The organism is Hyphococcus aureus, assembly GCF_042643165.1.
GTDB lineage: Bacteria > Pseudomonadota > Alphaproteobacteria > Caulobacterales > Parvularculaceae > Hyphococcus > Hyphococcus aureus.
Genome location: NZ_JBHRSH010000001.1, coordinates 2,235,720 through 2,253,425, shown reverse-complemented (window position 1 = coordinate 2,253,425; position 17,706 = coordinate 2,235,720). Strand labels below are relative to the sequence as shown.

The 17,706-nt window shown below is 56.7% G+C and carries 16 protein-coding genes; 8 read left to right on the top strand and 8 right to left on the bottom strand.

Annotated elements, in window-relative coordinates; genetic code table 11:
- Position 1: 1 nt before the first annotated feature.
- From ACFOOP_RS10995 to ACFOOP_RS10980, 4 genes are all read right to left on the bottom strand, one after another.
- Positions 2-736, bottom strand: coding sequence for a PDR/VanB family oxidoreductase (locus ACFOOP_RS10995; RefSeq protein ID WP_104831525.1), 735 nt, complete (start codon positions 734-736; stop codon positions 2-4).
- A 3-nt stretch (positions 737-739) separates the two neighbouring features.
- Complete coding sequence (locus tag ACFOOP_RS10990; RefSeq protein WP_104831823.1) at positions 740-1,681, bottom strand: alpha/beta fold hydrolase; 942 nt, start codon at positions 1,679-1,681, stop codon at positions 740-742.
- Positions 1,682-1,835: 154 nt separating this feature from the next.
- Entirely contained in the window at positions 1,836-2,807 is a 972-nt protein-coding gene (locus tag ACFOOP_RS10985) for a hypothetical protein (RefSeq protein ID WP_379881004.1), read from the bottom strand.
- Positions 2,808-2,818: 11 nt separating this feature from the next.
- The gene (locus ACFOOP_RS10980; RefSeq protein WP_379881003.1) at positions 2,819-3,484 is read right to left on the bottom strand and encodes a MaoC family dehydratase; all 666 of its coding nucleotides are present in this window, start codon (positions 3,482-3,484) and stop codon (positions 2,819-2,821) included.
- Here ACFOOP_RS10980 and ACFOOP_RS10975 point away from each other — a divergent pair.
- A complete protein-coding gene (locus ACFOOP_RS10975; RefSeq protein ID WP_379881001.1) occupies positions 3,467-4,081 on the top strand; it encodes a hypothetical protein in 615 nt (204 codons plus the stop codon). The genes ACFOOP_RS10980 and ACFOOP_RS10975 overlap by 18 nt on opposite strands.
- A 715-nt stretch (positions 4,082-4,796) precedes the next feature.
- On the opposite strand, the gene ACFOOP_RS10970 is transcribed toward ACFOOP_RS10975, so the two are convergent.
- Positions 4,797-6,740 (bottom strand): tetratricopeptide repeat protein, encoded by a 1,944-nt coding sequence (locus tag ACFOOP_RS10970; RefSeq protein WP_379881000.1) that lies wholly within the window; start codon positions 6,738-6,740, stop codon positions 4,797-4,799.
- A 317-nt stretch (positions 6,741-7,057) separates the two neighbouring features.
- Here ACFOOP_RS10970 and ACFOOP_RS10965 point away from each other — a divergent pair, with 317 nt between their 5' ends.
- The 6 genes from ACFOOP_RS10965 (at position 7,058) to ACFOOP_RS10940 (ending at position 12,456) form a co-directional block, all read left to right on the top strand.
- Entirely contained in the window at positions 7,058-8,224 is a 1,167-nt protein-coding gene (locus ACFOOP_RS10965) for a hypothetical protein (RefSeq protein ID WP_379880999.1), read from the top strand.
- The gene (locus ACFOOP_RS10960; protein ID WP_379880998.1) at positions 8,221-8,892 is read left to right on the top strand and encodes a hypothetical protein; all 672 of its coding nucleotides are present in this window, start codon (positions 8,221-8,223) and stop codon (positions 8,890-8,892) included. Before ACFOOP_RS10965 ends, ACFOOP_RS10960 begins: the two co-directional genes overlap by 4 nt.
- 38 nt (positions 8,893-8,930) lie before the next feature.
- Positions 8,931-9,554: a hypothetical protein gene (locus tag ACFOOP_RS10955; RefSeq protein ID WP_379880997.1), complete on the top strand. Its 624-nt coding sequence runs from the start codon at positions 8,931-8,933 to the stop codon at positions 9,552-9,554.
- A gap of 108 nt (positions 9,555-9,662) precedes the next feature.
- Positions 9,663-10,700: a tetratricopeptide repeat protein gene (locus ACFOOP_RS10950; RefSeq protein ID WP_379880996.1), complete on the top strand. Its 1,038-nt coding sequence runs from the start codon at positions 9,663-9,665 to the stop codon at positions 10,698-10,700.
- Positions 10,697-11,920, top strand: a complete 1,224-nt coding sequence (locus ACFOOP_RS10945; protein ID WP_379880995.1) for a hypothetical protein — start codon at positions 10,697-10,699, stop codon at positions 11,918-11,920. Before ACFOOP_RS10950 ends, ACFOOP_RS10945 begins: the two co-directional genes overlap by 4 nt.
- A 62-nt stretch (positions 11,921-11,982) precedes the next feature.
- Positions 11,983-12,456, top strand: coding sequence for a hypothetical protein (locus ACFOOP_RS10940; protein WP_379880994.1), 474 nt, complete (start codon positions 11,983-11,985; stop codon positions 12,454-12,456).
- 865 nt (positions 12,457-13,321) lie between these two features.
- Here the strand turns inward: ACFOOP_RS10940 and ACFOOP_RS10935 are convergent.
- From ACFOOP_RS10935 to ACFOOP_RS10925, 3 genes are read right to left on the bottom strand one after another with little or no spacing between them, the layout of a single operon-like run.
- A complete protein-coding gene (locus tag ACFOOP_RS10935) occupies positions 13,322-14,548 on the bottom strand; it encodes an NnrS family protein (protein ID WP_379880993.1) in 1,227 nt (408 codons plus the stop codon).
- A complete protein-coding gene (locus tag ACFOOP_RS10930) occupies positions 14,538-15,284 on the bottom strand; it encodes an anaerobic ribonucleoside-triphosphate reductase activating protein (RefSeq protein ID WP_379880992.1) in 747 nt (248 codons plus the stop codon). Before ACFOOP_RS10930 ends, ACFOOP_RS10935 begins: the two co-directional genes overlap by 11 nt.
- Complete coding sequence (locus tag ACFOOP_RS10925; RefSeq protein ID WP_379880991.1) at positions 15,232-17,106, bottom strand: ribonucleoside triphosphate reductase; 1,875 nt, start codon at positions 17,104-17,106, stop codon at positions 15,232-15,234. Before ACFOOP_RS10925 ends, ACFOOP_RS10930 begins: the two co-directional genes overlap by 53 nt.
- 155 nt (positions 17,107-17,261) lie before the next feature.
- Between ACFOOP_RS10925 and ACFOOP_RS10920 the strand changes: the two genes are divergently transcribed.
- A complete protein-coding gene (locus tag ACFOOP_RS10920) occupies positions 17,262-17,705 on the top strand; it encodes an RrF2 family transcriptional regulator (RefSeq protein WP_379880989.1) in 444 nt (147 codons plus the stop codon).
- Position 17,706: the final 1 nt, after the last annotated feature.

Below are 17,706 nucleotides of genomic sequence, written 5' to 3'. Positions count from 1 at the left end.
CCTAGAGGTCTAAAGCAAGAAAGGGTGTTTTTGCTCGAGAACAACATGGAAGAAAAAGCTTGCCCTCTTCTTGCTCTTCCGGTGTGAGATAATTGTCCCTGTGATCCGGCGTCCCCTCCAGAACGCCTGTCAGGCAAGTCCCGCAAACCCCCTGCGAACAGGACGTCGGAACTTTAATCCCATGTTCCTCGAGAACCTCCGTCACTCTCTTTCCTGCGGGGATCGTGATGGTCTGCCCGGAGCTTGCGATCTTCACATCGAAACTACTGCTGTCCTCTTCAACCAACTCCTCCGCCTCGAAACACTCGTAATGGATTTGGCTCTCCGGCCAACCGCTATCTCGTGCAAATCCAAGAACAGCGTCCATAAATCCCTTTGGTCCGCAGACATATAAACGGGTATCAAGCTGCGGTTCGCCGAGTACAGATTCGAAATCGAGCTTTTGGTTGACGTCTTGATCGTCGAAATGAAAGTGGACGGCGTCCGCATATGACGATTCCGCTAAGCGTGAACGGAACGCGACCCGGTCTTCGGATCGCGCGCAATAGTGCATCTCGAAGTCACCGCTCTCCTGCGAGAGTTGCTCCGCCATGCACAGGATCGGCGTGATGCCGATTCCGCCCGCGAAAAGCAGACTTTTTCTCGCGCGCGGCGCTAATCTAAAAAGATTTCTAGGCTGACTGATTTCCAGAACATCGCCCCAATCGCGAAAAATTCGAAGGTGCGTCCTTCGCACGCTTCAGGCGGCGAAGAAGCCGGTGAGCGCGGCGAGCAGCGCCTCCGGTTGCTCCTCCGGTGGAAAGTGACCGCATTCGGATATGACTAGCGCCTCAACATTGTCGGCCAGTGTTCGGAACTCAGCCTCCACCATATCTCCGCACGCCAGAGCGCCGGCGAACGTGAAGACCGGCACGGTGACTTTTGCAGCCATGTGGCGGCGCAGCTGCGGGATCGTTTCATCCAGCGCGCGGTAATGATCGAAGCTCGCTTTTAGCGTTCCCGGAACGCGGCGCATCAGTTCGATGTAGAAGTCGCGCGCATATTTCGGCACCGCCTCTTCCGACGCGGCCTTGGTGGCGAACTGATAATTGAAGAACAGATCCTCGCGGCCTTCCACCAGCCGTTCGTTGATATCGAGCGCGCGATTGAAGCCGAAATGCCACAGGAAGTCGTTCATTTGCCGATGTTCCGGAATCAATGGCGGTGAAGGCGAAGCGCCCACGATCAGACCTTCGCCCAGAGCGATGCGTCTGATTCGTTCCGGCCGGCTCGCGGCCATTACATAGCCGACGATGAGGCCTATGTCGTGTCCCGCCATAAGAAAGCGGTCATAGCCAAGCGCATCCATCAAGCCGAACATGTCATTGGCCAGGGTGTCCACATCATAGCCGTCAGCCGGCTTGGCGGAAATGCCGAGCCCTCGCGGGTCCACCGCGATCACTGTGTAATGTTTGCTGAGCGGCAGCATGAGGTAACGCCAGGCAAACCAGCATTGCGGCCATCCGATATGGAGAAGCAGCGGCTCGCCGGAGCCGCCGATCACCGCATGCAATCTTACATTGCCAGTATCGACGCTGTAGCTCTGGAACGTGTCGGCGAACCCGTCGGGAAGCCGCGGCACATCTGTAACCGAGCCAAAGCCGGAAAGGAATGAGACTTTTTGGGAAGTAGCAAGGGTCATTTGATTGCGCTCCTTCATGGCAAGAGATTTTGTCAGCGGTTCCGGATCTTAACCGGATTGTATTTTAGCGCCTATTGCGACCTGAAAGATTGAACCGGCGCGCTCAACCAGTCCGCCCAAACAGCCCATATTGACGGCGGCCTGCGGGAAAGACTCAAAACATTTGCCCTAAAAAGGGGGTAGACGGAACATAACCGAAAATCGCCTCGTCCTTTTCTGCGAGCGAGCCAATCTCAACTTCGCGCTCGGGCTCGGGAATATAAGCTCCTCCTGCTTCGCCGATTGTCACCATCTCGCTGGCGCGCCACCCGGCGTTTCTCACACGGTCGACGGCCTTTTTAACGACCGCAAGATCGCGAGATACGATCGCCACATTCAAAATGCCCTGATCCGCCACGGTATAGTCATCGGCTTTCGGACGACCGACCGGATCGAGATACTGAACGATCTCAAGCAGGAACCCGCCGCCCTTTACAACGAAGCTCTCGCTTCTGGCGCCATCAAGACTCCACAAGGCCTCATGTTCAGGTCCATGGATCGCCAAGTCGTCGGTTACATCGAGCTCGAGGACATTCGAATAATAGTCGCGCGCAGCAGCGAGGTCCGAAACCGAACTAGTGGCGTAAACCACCGCCGGCCCGGCGTCATGAAAATGCGGCGCGCGCCCGCCGGGAATGACATCGCTATCTTCCATGATTTCAACGAAGCAGCCGCTGAAAGGATCGCGAAACGCCAGCCGCCGCGGCTCTCCCGCTTGCGCCATTTCTCCCGTGATCGGGATGTCCCATCTCGCCAACACAGCTTTCGCCGCATCGAGATCCGGCGCCGCAATGCCGAAGCGGATCCACCCCAGATCGCAGCACCGCCAATCGTCGCGAAGCGGTCGCTGGGCGGGGTTGGTCAGGTGAAAGAATTCAAGCTGCACGCGCCGTTGCCGACCGATCAGCCACCACAACTGACCGCGCGCAGAAGGCGGCAGCCCCTGTATCGCCATGGGCTGCCCCCAGATCATGTGTCCTCCGGCATTCTGAAAGCCTAGCTCCACGAAAAGCCGCAACGAACCTGCGAGATCAGAGCTGTTAATTCCGATCTGTGCGATCTCCAATGGTGATTGCGCGTTATTCAAACCATCCTCCTTTAAGCCGGCGACTCAGTCTTGGCCTTGTTTTTTAAATCCTGCGATTGCGCCGCGCCGCCTTGAACGGCTGCATCCGTGACCTTGAAGTCCAACTGCGCCAGGCCGAAATCCAGAACAATTGTTTCACGGGCGGGGACCGACGCCCGGAACGCCACCACGTCCGTCGCCGACCGCCACATCTCTACAAGCAGCCTCTCGCCCGGAAATACGGGCGCGGTGAATCGGCAATCCAGACCGCGCAGCAAGGCCGGGTCATTATCGCAAGCCCAGCCGAGGATCGCCTTTCCGGCTATCGCGTATGTGCAAAGGCCGTGCAGAATTGGCGCAGGAAAACCGGCGTCGGCAGCAACCTGCGGGTCGGCGTGAAGCGGATTGTAGTCGCCCGATAGACGATAAAGCAGCGCCTGTTCAGGCCTCGTCTCAATCTCCATGCGAGCGTCGGGACCGCGGTCGGGCACGGGCTTTGAAGGGGGAAGCGTCTCGCCATACGAACCGCACCCGCCATCGCCTCGCAGCAGAGAAGTCTGGCGCACAGTTGCAATCAGAGCGTTGTCGCTTGCATCGAAAATCTGTCGAACAGCCCGGAGCAGGCACCCCTGCCCGGCTCCCTTGTCGACGATGGCGTCAATCCCCAACTCACCCCGTCCATGCTCTGGCACGATCATGGCAATGAAACCGACACGCCGATGATCTGGCTTGATGGGCTGGATATTCCGCTTGTGCAGATGCTGGACGGCAGCTTTGCGGAACATCGCGAGGATCGCGGCGCCATGCCCGCCACGCGTGAAGCGGGCGATTCCAATTTCCGCTGGGGCCGCAATCTCCGCCCTGCGCGAGTGGAAGCCTCTTCTGTCCGCGCCAATCCGCTTTTCATCTATCCTTTTGAGGAGTGGCGTGAATCCCTGGAAGTGATGCGCCGCTCGGATGACCCGCATCCGCACGACGCCTATCTGATGGAGTTCGTCAATCCGGTCGACGGCGGCTCCGTCATGTCGACAATTTCCGCCTTCGCCCGCCTGGCCCCGGCTGGTTTCCGTACGCAGCCAATGCGCAGCACCGACGGGATGGTTCATGTCGTTGTCGAGGGCGAAGGGACGATGTCAATCGACGGTAAAGACTATGATCTCAAACCGGGTGAAATCGTCGTCAGCCCCTGCTGGTCGGAAAGGATCATTGCAGCGCAAAGCGATCTCTTGCTGTTCAGCTTCTCCGACAAGGCGACCCAGGAAAAATTGTCGCTCTGGCGCGAACACCTGTCCTGAAAAGGTCCATTGTTAGATTCGAATACGCAGAAACCTCCGGCGTGACAGAAATTGAACGGATTTGGTGAGAGTTCGTCCGCAGGAATGACAATTCGTACGCCTTTCGAGAACCGGCCCCTGAGAACATTCCAGCTGGACGGGCTCTACCAAAAACGAAAACAGATGCACACCTTACAAAACATTGATTTATCTATATTTTTCTGTGTTTTTAACGACCTATCTCCTGTAAGAGCGCTCGAAAGTCCGCCTTTGGCGCCTGACATAAAGTTCGATACGCATTCACGAAGGGGAGCCATTAATTTTACAAGCAAAATCAATTCACTAGCTCCAATATTGTTTGCGACCCCAATTTAATTCTCGAACATGATTAGCTGGCATGCGCGTTTACACGGTTTCGAATTAGCCGGCCTTGTGTCGTTAGAAGCAGGCTGATTGCACATGTTAGAAGTTCCGATCTCTTCTGTATCGCCTTTACGCGGGATCGGGATTTCGGATTTATCTGGCTTTGAACGCGAGTCAAGCGTCAGGATCATCCCAAAAGCGGTCTTTGAGTTGCTCGATACAAAGTTCCGTTTCAGACACGAAGCGGACGTTGCGACAGGCGAATTGTTCGCGCCGTGTGTGAAATTGATCGCCGGATTTGACGAGAAACCACTTTGCCTTGCCCCCGACATGCGCCCGTTCGAATTTAGAGTGATACCCCCAATCCGGTGCTTCAGCTATTCAAATTGAGTTGCAAGAGTAGTCCGGAGTATCGCACATCCTCGCGGAGCGGATCGTATAGAGGATTGATCTTGAGGAAGATCACGCCCCGCGCGCCATCTTCGATTCCTTTTTCCAACCAGTCGAATGCGGAATCCGAATCGCCGATATTGGCGTATACTTGTGCAATCAGCGGCGCCGGCACGTATGTGTCGAGCGCAAGAAGGTTGTTGAGGATCGTGCGCGCTTCTTCCTCGCGCCCGGCGCGCGCGAGCGCGACCGCGAGATCGGATTGCGCCGTCGGCGCCTCGTTCATGAGCCTTGCGGCCTCAGAAAAGGCCGCAATTGCTTCATCGGTCTGTCCCAGGAGCAGTTGGGCGCGCCCGAGAACCCTGTAGCCGTCGGCGTAGGCGGCGTCTTCGGAAAGGACCGCGCCGGCTTCGCGCAGCGCGTCCTCATAGCGGCGGGCATTGAAATACGCCCAGGCGAGATTGTTCCGGACGCTGGCATCGCCGTTGATTCCAATGCTCCCCGCGCCGTCGTCCAGTAATTTCCTGAATATGCCGACGGCGGCGTCGTGATTGCCGACGATCGAGTTCGTCAAACCGTATCCTAGCGGAGGCGTTCCGGACAGCTCGTAAGCGCGTTCATAGGCGGCGATAGCGCCGCGCCAATCCTGATCGCTCCAGGCTAGAACATCGCCATAGATGGAGAGGGCTGCTGAGCGTGTTGCGCTATTTTCCGAGGAGACGCCGTGAATGAGCGACGCCTTCACTTTTGGAATTGCTTCCGCAGGATCCATCCAACCGTAATGCGTGCCGGCGAAATAATAAGCGCGCCCGAGCGCCAGTTGGGCTTCTGCGAATTCCGGGTCTCGTTCGATGGATTGTTTCAAATGGCGAACTGCGCGCCGGTTGCCGTCCGGCGTCCATTTTCGCAATTCGTGTTTTCCGATAAGGTAATGTTCGTAAGCTTCGGCGTCAGTCGTGGGCAGGCTTGCGAGTTGTTCGCGTTCCGGTTCGCTGATTTCGCGGGCCAACGCATTCGCGATGTTGATAGCGATATCCTGCTGAATTGCCAGGACGTCGTCGACCGTTCGATCATACGTTGACGACCACAAATGCGTGCTGCTGTTGGCGGCGATAAGCTGCACAGTTACGCGCAATCGGTCCCCGTCGCGACGGACGCTGCCCTCCAGGACATTGGCGACGCCAAGCCGCTGCGCAATTTCTCCGACAGGCGTATTTGAATCGCGAAATTGAAAGGAATCGGTTCGAGAGGCGACGCTCAGCGTTTCGATTTGCGCAAGAGCGTGAAGAATTTCTTCGGCGAGACCATCGGCGAAATAGGCGCTTTCCTGATCGGCGCCGAAGTTCGCGAATGGCAGAACTGCGATCGAACCGGGCGCGGCGATGTCTGCGGTGGATAAAGCCATTTTTGTCGACGTTGAAGGATCGTCTGCAAAGCGCAGCGTCGAAAATGTAAAGGCGCCTATCAGCGCGACGAAGGTGATCGCAAAAATAGCAGCCCTTCGCCGGCTGCCGAAACTATGTTGCGGAACGATTAGCGGCGCTGACGGCGATTGCGGCAACGCATTCTCTTCGCCGCCATGAATTGGATGCATGTAGGCGCAAAGCTGATAGCCCTGTTTCGGCACAGTCTTAATGAGACGCTGATCCATGTCTGCGTCGTGTAACGCTCGCCGCAGTAGCGAGATTGCATTGTTCAGTGACTGGTCCGCGCCTGGCGCGCCGTTCCAGACAAGATCGATCAACTCCTGGCGGCGAACCGTTTCGCCAGCGCGTTGCGCCAGCGCCAAAAGAACCGCCATAACGCGCGGCTCGATTTCCGTTGTGCCGCCGTCATATGAAATCCGGCGGAACGCAGGCACGACGCGCCGCCCGGCCAGGTCGAAAGGCTGGTCTTGATCCTCATTCCAGAGTCGAACATTCGACATCCGGATCTCTCCCGAACAAGAGTTCTATCACGGATCGCCCATCATTCCGTGAGAATCGGGCCATTGGCGCCGTTGTTCATCGGCGCCGACATGGCGAAACTACTTGTTTGATTATAGACGCCTGCCACCGCCGGGCAATCCGCTATATCGCGAAGGAAAACCTCTGGGCTGCCTCGGCTTAAGTTCTTCTTAAGCTTTATTACGCGGAAAATACTATTTTTTTCAGGACTTTGCGCCGGGCGGGCAAATAATCTCCCTTCATGAGGCCAGCTTCGTGCTGCGCCTCATCATGCTGAATAGAGAGTGGGGAGCATCCTGTGACAGCCGAAATATTCAGATCACGCCTTTTTTTATTGAGTTCAGTCGTCGCAGCATTTGCGTTCACGCCGGCGGCGGCCGCGCCTGTGGCGCTCGCGACAGAACTGGTGTTTGACGGTGCGGCGTCCGGCGATGGGGTGTCTGCGCCCCGCCTCGGGTCCGACGGCTCGGGAAATTACGTCGTTTTCCAGCTCAACGATATTGGCCCTTTTGGCGTAGGGCCTGGCGCTGTCGTCTTTCAGCGATTGACAAGCGCTGGCGCTTCGTCAGGCGCGCCTCAAGTAATCTCGCGCAATGTCAGCAACGAAACGGCGCCAGACGGGTCAGGGCAATATGTCGTTTATGTAAGCGATGATGATTTCGACGGCCAGGGAGATGCCGTTCGCCTGATTGACCTCAGCACCAGCAGTGATTTTCTGGTTGCTGATGGCCTCAGCGGCGCCGGACCGATTAGCGATGTGCGCATATCGGGAGAAAGGATCGCATGGAACCAGGGCGATATTATTTTCTTCACGCAAGTCACTACCATCGGTACTGGCGTTCCGCCGACCGTAGTGCGGGGCCCTGTCCCCGCTTCTAGCGCTACGGAAATCGATTCGCGCTTCATTGTCTGGACCGAGCAGGTTGCGGGATTCGACATGGAAACCCGCGCACAGGAAATCGGCGGCGCGTCGTTTTTTGTTACGTCAGACGACTTATCCGACGGCTTCAATGAAATCACGCCGGCGACATTTGGCGATTTGATCGCTTTCGGGCTCGTCGATAATGCGACCGGTCTGGCTGATATTGTCTTGCGCGATATCGCCGCCGCCACGATGACCACATTTTTGCTCGGCCTTGAAGGCTTAAGCGCGCTGTCGCTGAGCCAGGATTTTCTCGCCTTTAACGCGCTCGACGCCGGCGGCGTCAGCCAGGCGTTCATCCTGAGCTTGCTGGACGGCGGTGTGCTGCAACTTACGAACGGACAGAATGGCGGCGGCGTCTCCGATGTCTTCGGCGACTTCGTCGCCTATACGTCAGGAGACCAGCTTTTTGTCGCTGAATTGGGCGAAGGCGTTGCGGAAATTCCCGTGCCGCCGGCCTTTGCGTTGTTCGGGCTTGGGTTGGCTGGGCTAGCCGCATCCCGGCGGCGCCGCGCCGCATCCGGTTTGGAGAAAGGGATATGAAACGAGTATCTCTCTTTCTGTTTACCGTGCTCCTTACTTCAGGCTGCACTACTTATCGCGCCGTCACAGCAAAAAAAGCGATCGCCATACAAGATTTAGGCGCTTGCAGTGGTCGAACAGAATTCTCCAAGAACGTTGGCGCCGCCGATAAGACGCTGTCTATTCCCGGCGGCGGCTATATCGATGTTCACGATACGCTGATAAAGCCAAACGGGGCTGGTAAATATAATGCCGCCCTTTCAATTCTTAGCCTCGGCGCGTGGGATGCGGTCGGCGGCGGTATGAATGCGCTATCAGATTGCAGTAAATCTGGCGGCGCGGGGCCCGGAACCGGTGGGGCTACGAGGTGTGATTACAAGAAACTACGTTTTTTTGTTCACTACGCGGACGCCGGTTCCGAACAAATTGCCTGCTGGGAGATGAAGGAAGTTTGGGTGGGGTCGCAATTTCGCGCGATGGGCGACGAGTCCAAATGTCCTATAGAGTATAAAGCATCCCTTTCGAAGATTATTGATACATCGGACTTACCATCCGCAACCGTTTCCTGGGTGAGAACCGATGCGCCTGCGGCGCAGCGACAGGCGCTCTTGGCGAACCTCGAAGAGATGCCTGTCCACGAACAGCTTCAATTGATGGCGGCGGATCATCGGGTCAATTGTTCGAAGTGATCGAACGGCTCGCTCGACAGCGGCAAGGAGAACGGCGTATGAGAAAAACCCTGTTTGCGTCCCTTGGCATGGTCGCGGCACGCGCATCGATGATGTGTTTGGCTGCGGTGGTTATGATCACCGCTCCCGCTGCGGCTTGGCGGGAATGGCTGGGGCAAGACGATATCGCTGCGCTGTTCCCGGCGCCGCTCGATGGGTGGACGGTTGAGGATGTCGCTATCGAAAAGCGCGACACCGTCACAAGCGGTTTCGAAGCTTTTGCGGTCGCCCCTCTGGCCGAGACCGCGACTGCCGGCGTCAGCGTCCGTTTGAAAGTCACGCGTATCTATTCGCAGCCGGAAAAAAGCATCACCATCTCGATCGACACGGAAGACATCGAGTCAGCAGTTAGCGTCGACGGCATGTCGGCGGCTTATACGTCCGACGCGGATGCGCGCGCGCGACTCGAGCACGCCGGAATTATCCCTTTCGAGCGTGACGGTTACCCAGGTCTCAAGCTCGCTGTGGCAAACGAGGCGGGACGCGTTTTTAAAGTCGGCTCGGCGGGCGTCCTGTCTCTGCAATGCGCGTATCCCGATTGCGGCGCCGACCTCGACGCCATGACCGCGCGGCTCGATTTTTCCGCTATCGCCGAATTCGTCGCCTTCGATCACAGACGATGAACGTGCGGCAAGGGGAAGAGGCATTGCAGGGCGCGCTGGCGCAATGCGTCGCTTCGCCTGCCTGCCGGTTTTGAATGGGATCAGGCAGGAATGAAAGGAGAGAACGCAATGACTTCCGTACACAATGCTTTCATGGGGATGATCTGCCTCATCGTGCTCTCGGGCTGCGCCAGTGAGGATTTGGACGCCTTCGCCGCTTGCGGGCCTACTGGCTCTTATACCGCCGGCGACTATCGCTACACATACACAACTTCCGCTGACGCGGGAAATTGTGCGTACGCACAAGAACGCGCGCACGAAGCGAGGGAAGAGCGGCGTGAAGGCCGTGAGCGCCGCAAGAAGGCCGAAGAACGCGCGCGGCATTACGTGTCCGGCGCTGCGCAAGGCGACGCGAATATGAAATATACTGCCGGAACATATTATGAGAAGGGATCATACGGAATCGGGAAAGACATGCAGACCGCGATCCAATGGTACCGCTTTGCGGCAATCGAAAACAGCAAGCCTGCGCGTGCGGCGCTCTCCCGGCTGGGCCAGCCGGTCCCCCCGATTGCCGACGCTTACAAAACGGACATAGATCGCGCGGCCGAAGCGTTTGACAGCGGCCGCGAGAAGGAAGCGTTTCGCTACTGGCTGGCCGCAGCGAATAAAGGGACGATTGAAGCCTATGACAAATTGGCGTGGATGTATCTAAATGGCCGCGGAGTAGCGCAAAACGACAGGGAAGCTCTGAAATGGTATACAGAAGCGGCCAAATCCACGGCGTCTGCAGATCACATGATTATGGTCGGCGCGATGTATCTGGACGGCCGCGGCGCCCCGCCCGGTCAAGCCAGCGATAGACAGGCGCTTGGCTGGTTCAAGAAGGCTGCCGAAAAAAAATCCGCCGTGGCGCAGACTGAAATTGGCTGGATGTATGAACATGGCCGCGGCGTCAAACGCAATTATCAAATTGCCGCGGTCTGGTATCGAAGAGGCGCGAATGGGGGCGATCCCGGCGGCCAATTCCGGCTGGGCAGGCTTTATGAAATGGGTCTTGGCCTGCCGAAAGATTCGGTTGAAGCGGTCAAATGGTATCGTGAGGCCGCGAAAAACGGATCGAATGAGGCGGCTGACGCGCTGACCCGTCTTGGCCAGACGTCATGAGTGCGGAAGTTCGAGGAAAGGCCGTGGCCTGGGCGCGGCGCTTCCCAGTTTATGCTGCGGCCTTTTTCGTGCTTACGCTGATGATTCCGCTGAATGCGCATGCGGGCGACTTTGAGCGCTGCACTGCCCCCGAAAAGCAGCCCAATCAATACAAGCCTACTTATGCAGAGCGTCTTCTCGGCTACTGCGAAAAGGCGCTAAGAAAAGAACGTGATGCTGAGCGAATCGCCGCCGTTCAAAGCTGGCGCCACTACGCCCTTGGCGTCGGCTCCTGGGCAAAGGGTCTTCAATATTCCAGCACAAAAGATCCGGAACAACGGCGCTCCTTCATGAGAAAGGCGATTGATGAATTTGATATCGCCCTCGACCATGAGCCGCTCAACCAGACTGCGCGCCTTAAAAAGCTGTACATTCTTGAAAACGAGGAAGAACGTTACGTCTATCGATCGACAAATGACTGGTTGAGTGCGAGGGGCCGGGCGCCGCGGCTGAGTATTGTCAGTTCGTCCGAGGCGTTTGAGTTCACGCTCGAGAACATGTTGCTGGCGGCTTCCGGCGCCTTTGGACGGTCGGAACAGGAGTACGATCTTCAACTCATCCGGCTTTACAAGCTTCTCATCACCTTCGAAGAATCGCCGCCTGATGCTGATCAATGGCAACGTTTAATTGATGGACTTACCAAGCTGATTGATTATCCGCCTTCTGATCGGGCCGATCTGATTCCCGAGCTCTTTGCCCGAAGAGGCGAAGTGTATCTGCTGGCGGGGCGAAACAAACTTGCGCAGGCCGACCTAGCCACCGCGCGCGAGGTTTTGGAGAACAGCAAGGTGACCATGACACTCACCAATGTCACCGGGAACAATTCGTACTCAATCCCGTTCGAGAACGCCGCTCCGCTTGCCGCCCGCATCCGCCTGCTGGCTGGTATTGCAGCTTTTCGTTTGGGAGAACGCGACGCCGCGCAAACGCACTTCGATTGGGTCGACTGGAATATGAAGGAAAACTATCTGGAATTGGGGCAAAAATTTAGCTGGAACAGCCCTGCACTGTACCTGATGGAATCTATGGTGAGGGATCTGATCCGGCAGGGCCATCTGCCGGAAAAGCCGAATTGGGAAGACTATTTTTTGAGAGACTCAGTTACGGAGCGCAGAGAAAGAATTTCGGCGTTCTTTAGCGCCCTCGTCGATTGCCTCGCAGCGCCCGCCTGCCGGTTATGATGCAGCGCAAACGGTCTCGACAAATAGATCGACGATAAGCCGGAACGGAGCATGTCTTTGTCATGAATTCAGACGAGCACTTGGCCTTCGTCGATGGCGCCGCCATTCCGCTCGAGGAAATCGGCCCGCCGGCGACGAATTACGGCCAGCTTAGGCGATGGAGCAAATTCAAACGCGTGCACTATGAATATCGCATGGCGGCGCCGGTTTTTCTGCAACGCGCGGCGCCATGGTTCGATCGGTATCGCGCAGAGTTGCGCGCCGATGATTGTGCGCATCCTCCTGAAACCGGAACGGACGCCGGCGCCTTCGCGGCGCTCGACTATCCGGCGCTGCCGGAATTGCTGGCGGCGTATCCAGACCTTGCCGGACGCCTGCTTGTCGATCTGTCCCTCGAACTGAACAATCTGTTCGCCCCGGCGCGGTCAGACCGCATTCGCTATGCGGCGAACACAGTCGACCGGTTTTCGATTTATGACGGCGGCGTGCGTTTCGACGGCGTCGCATTCGATCTGCTTTCAAAATTGGCTCCATAAAGAAATGAGCGGCCTTAATGACATGGGCTGATTCTACGGTTTTGGCGCTTGCGGCGCTGCCGCCGCTGATGTTGTTTCTCCGGTTTCCCCGCCGCGGGTCGTGGCGGGCCGTTATCGGTCGCATAGTCTTATCCGGCCTGGCGTATCCAGCAATACTGGCCGCCCTCAGCGGCGCGATCGTTCTCGATGTCGAATGCAGTATATCGTCCTCCTTTGTTGTGGACTACTGGCAATCCGTAGCCATGCCCGCAGTAGTTCAACGAAAAAGTCGGTCCCTGAGCGGGAATGTCCGATGTCGGCTCAACAACGGAGGTTGGGATATGCTTCGCCTATGTCGGAAAATGCCAAAAGCGGACCTGCCGCTGTTAACTGCTTTCGGAAAGCTGAGAATTTAGAAGGCGAATTCAACCAGTATTTCAAGGCCTGATAGCCAGCAAGGGATTCAGAGCTGAGGAGCCAACTTCCTGCAAGACCGCCCGAAATTCAGCCTTTGGCGCCTGGCAAAGAGTTCGATACGCATTGACGAAGGGGAGCCACAACAGTCTCGCAATAGATTCAATAGTTTAGCGGCCAAAAAAAATCGGCCCCATTGTTACTTTCAAACTTTTTATACGCTCCGTTTGGACCAAGGGTATTAGCGGGACTTCGAGTAAATAATTGAAGGCATTATAAGTTTGCCATTTTGTTGGCTATAAACCTCCTAAAAGCTAATTCTGTAAACTACTGATCGCGCCTAACTACCAATCGAAGATCACACGACATCATTGACTGCCATCGAGGCTGCGTTCGACCGATACGTCAAACATTGATGTCGATTTCTTGAAACCTTTAAACACCTAATGCCGACGAGAAAAAATCCACCCTTTTACTTCTTCGGACCAAAAAGCATCGGACCGTATCGCAAAGCAAACAATATAAAGGCGCCGCTCCAAACGAGCGCCGACAATAACATTGCCTCGATATGAAATCGGCCAAGCATGGTTGGTCCCACGATACGCAGCAACGCGCCAGCGACCACAAGACCGTAGATCGCAATTGTCCATGCGTCCGCTGTCAGTTTTCTTCCTGTATGACCGAGCGTTGCGCGCGTCATCACGGCGAGCGTCATCGTTCCCATCGCACCAGCAGTAAGGCCATGAAGCGCAGCGTGAGGAGGAACAATAGCCGGCGCAAATGCGGAGACACCCATCAGCAGAAACGACAAAGGCAGCCACGCATATCCGACATGGAGAATAAGAACGAGCGGCTCGGCGCCAGTTTTCCATCCCCGCCAACGCGCAAGTCGAACCATGTGCGTAACGCCGGCGACAAGCAAAAGTACGCCGGTTACAGGATTTCCTGCATCAATTGTCCAGCCGATCAGCGCAAGTCCGGCAAAGCCCAACGCCGCCTTGTCGATCACGCCGAACTGGGCCGGAAGCGGGGATATTTTTTGTTGATTTAACCAGTTGCGCGTAAAGCTCGGCACGATGCGCCCGCCGATCAGAGCAACCATCAATGCGATGACACCGATCGCAAAGTGTTCCGAGAATTCATGAACTTCATAATTCAGCGCGCCCGCATGAAACCCGATATTCGACAAGGCAAGCAATGTCACGAGTACGCAGACCGGCACGTTCTTGATATTTTTTCCCGCAATGATCTCGCGCCATATCATCGCGGCGAGCACAACTAAAAACAGGCAATCAGTGGATGCCGTCGCAACGGGCCCAATCTGCCCGGGAGCCAGCATCGCAATGCGCCCGGCTCCCCACAACGCAAAGAGAAACATCAGCCGGCCGCCCAGAACTGGCAGGCGGCCCGTCCAGTTCGGCACGGCCGTCAGCAGAAAGCCGGAGATCACCGCCGCGAGATAGCCATAAAGCATCTCGTGAACATGCCATTCCTGTGCAGGCATACCGCCGATAAGCCCAGCGCCGTTTGCATAAGCGTATATCCAAAGCGGCACGGAAAGCGCCGCCCATATGGCGCCGAACAGGAAGAACGGCCGAAATCCGTAACTGAAGAGCGCCGGTCCATCATAGCCCCGGCGTGCATTGAGCAGATCTCTTGGCGCACTCCTGGAGAATAACGATTTGAAACTACGAAGCACGACGCACCTCAAACTCCTCGAACATGGCGGCTGTCCCAGAAATAAACGCCGCGTCGTCGAGCGCCTCTCCGCCCGGACAACGCTTCCGACCCGGCGTGCGCGCTTCCTGAAGCGCATATCGGCGCACGCCCATTTCTCGCAACATCGACGTGATCATGCAAATTTCGCTCTTACCGATCCGTTCCGGCCATACCGTCGTGCGGACCTCAAAAGGCACGCCTGACTTCACGAGGATTTCCAGCGACCGGCGCGCTTTTGCACCGGCGTCTACGCCAGTCACTCCATGATAGCCGTCGAAAGGCGCCTTGACGTCAAACCCGACCCAACTGACGAGGGGAAGCGTCGCCTCAAGCATGGCCGGATTGGTTCCCGCGGTATGCAGGCCGAGTTCAAATCCATGCCGCCGAATCGCCGTCATTGCCGGAATGACCGCGCCTTGCGCCAAAGGCTCGCCGCCGCTGAACACCACGGCGTCAAGAAAACCCTTGCGAAGGTCAATTGCGGAAAGAACGTCTTCAAAGGACAACGATCCTGTTGGTCTCACCGGAATCAAGTCCGGGTTATGGCAATAGCCGCAACGCAAGGGGCAACCCTGGCAAAAGATTACGGCCGCGAGCCTGCCCGGATAATCGACCGTGCTGAATGGCTCGAAGCCGCCAATCCGCAAGCCGCATGCGCTTGTCTCACGCCGCGGCGAGCTGGACGCGGCATTCCTCGAAATGAGTGCGTTCTTCATGTTCGCTTTTCTTGCCGGGATTGAAGGCGGAAACAGGCCGGTGATAGCCCATGACGCGGGTCCATACCTCGCATGCCTGCGCTTCGCCGCCAGCGGCTTCGCATTTCGGACACAACGCATGTTCGCCCGAAAGATAGCCGTGAACCGGGCAGATAGAGAATGTCGGCGTCACCGTGACGTAAGGAAGACGAAATCCAGAAAGCGCACGGCGAACCAGCGCCGCGCACGCCTCAGCGCTCGAAATCCGCTCGCTCATATATAGATGCAGCACGGTGCCGCCCGTGTATTTCGTTTGCAGCGGGTCCTGACGGGAAAGTGCTTCGAACGGGTCGTCCGTAAAGCCCACGGGCAGTTGAGACGAATTCGTGTAATAAGGCGCGCAGGAGGATCCCGCTTGTAGAATGTCCGGAAAGCGTTTCAGATCTTCCTTCGCGAAGCGGTAAGTCGTCCCCTCTGCAGGCGTCGCTTCAAGATTATACATATGCCCCGTTTCCTCCTGAAACTGGAGCATCCGGCAGCGGACATGATCGAGAAGGTCTATCGCCATCGCCTCGCCTTCTCGCGCCGTGATGTCATGCGCGCCGCCGGTGAAATTGCGTACCATTTCGTTGAGGCCGTTAACGCCCAAGGTCGAAAAATGGTTGCGCAATGTGCCGAGATAACGCTTGGTGTAAGGGAAAAGGCCGCCATCCATCAGCTTCTGTATCTCCCGGCGCTTGATTTCGAGACTGTCGCGGCCCATCGCCAGTAATTCGTCGAGCCGCGCCAGAAGCCCGCCCCAGTCGCCGCGATAGAGATAACCGAGCCGCGCGCAGTTCACGGTGACGACGCCGATGGAGCCTGTCTGCTCAGCTGAGCCGAACAGGCCGTTGCCGCGCTTTAACAGCTCGCGCAGATCAAGCTGCAATCTGCAACACATGGAGCGCACCTGCCCCGGCTCCATGTCGGAATTAATGAAGTTCTGAAAATATGGGAGTCCGTATTTCGCGGTCATGGCGAAAAGCGCTTTCGCGTTTTCGCTCTCCCATGGAAAGTCCTTCGTGATGTTGTAGGTTGGTATGGGAAAAGTGAATACACGTCCCTTTGCATCGCCGGCGCACATCACTTCAATAAATGCGCGGTTGATGAGATCCATCTCCGCCTGAAGGTCGCCGTAGCGGAAATCTGCTTCCTTACCGCCGATGAGCGGAACCTGCTCACGCAAATCCTCGGGGCAGGTCCAATCGAAGGTGAGATTCGTAAAAGGGGTCTGCGTTCCCCAGCGCGACGGCACATTGAGGCTGTGAACGAATTCCTGGAGACCTTGCCGCACGTCTTCATAATCAAGTCCGTCAACCCGCACGAACGGCGCCATGTAAGTGTCGAAAGAACTAAACGCCTGTGCGCCCGCCCATTCGTTCTGCAATGCGCCAAGAAAGTTCACCGCCTGCCCTAGCGCGGCTGAGAAATGTCGCGGCGGGCCGGCTTCGGCCTTTTCCGGTATGCCGTTGAGACCTTCATTGAGCAACGTACGGAGCGACCAGCCGGCGCAATATCCCGACAGCATGTCGAGATCATGGATGTGAATGTCGGCTTCCCGATGGGCGCGGCCGATTTCCGGCGGATAGATATGATCGAGCCAATAATTAGCGATGACTTTGCCGGAAACATTGAGGATCAACCCGCCAAGCGAATAGCCCTGATTGGCGTTCGCCTTGATGCGCCAATCCGCCCTGCCGACATATTCTTCAACAGCGGCGGCGACGTTGACCGCCGTTGCATGCTTCCGGTTGCCGTCTGGATAGTCGTAGTAACCAGGTTGGGCTTGGGGCGCGTCGAACATTTGGAGACCTCCTCGAATCAACATGCAGTGCCTTGATACATAAGATGCACAATATATACATCTTTACAAGACGCCTCGCCAACCCATGGCGGTTCAAAGGCTTTTGCGCTAACGAAACCATTACTTGCCGTGAAAAACAGCAACTGGAACGAATCATGCGGCTGACCACTCACACTGACTACGCCTTACGCGTGCTGATTTACGCCGCAGTCGAGCCGGAGTCGCTGTGCACGATCGAACGCATTTCCGGGGCGTATGGAATTTCACGGAACCACCTCATGAAAGTCGTGCAACGCCTCAGCGATTATGGGTTTCTCGAGACCGTTCGCGGCCGCGGCGGCGGACTGAAGCTCGCCATGCCGGCGAGCAAAATTTGCGTTGGAGACGTTGTGCGGAAAATGGAGGATGATCTCGCCCAAGCCGAATGCTTCCGGCAGGATCAAAATTCCTGCGTGATTACATCTGCCTGCGGTCTCAAACATGCCCTTTCTAAAGCGCTGGACGCCTATCTGGACACGCTGGATCAATTCACCCTTGCCGATGTCACGCGAAAGCGAAAAGCATTATCCACGCTCCTCGACTTTAAAACCGTGGCATAGA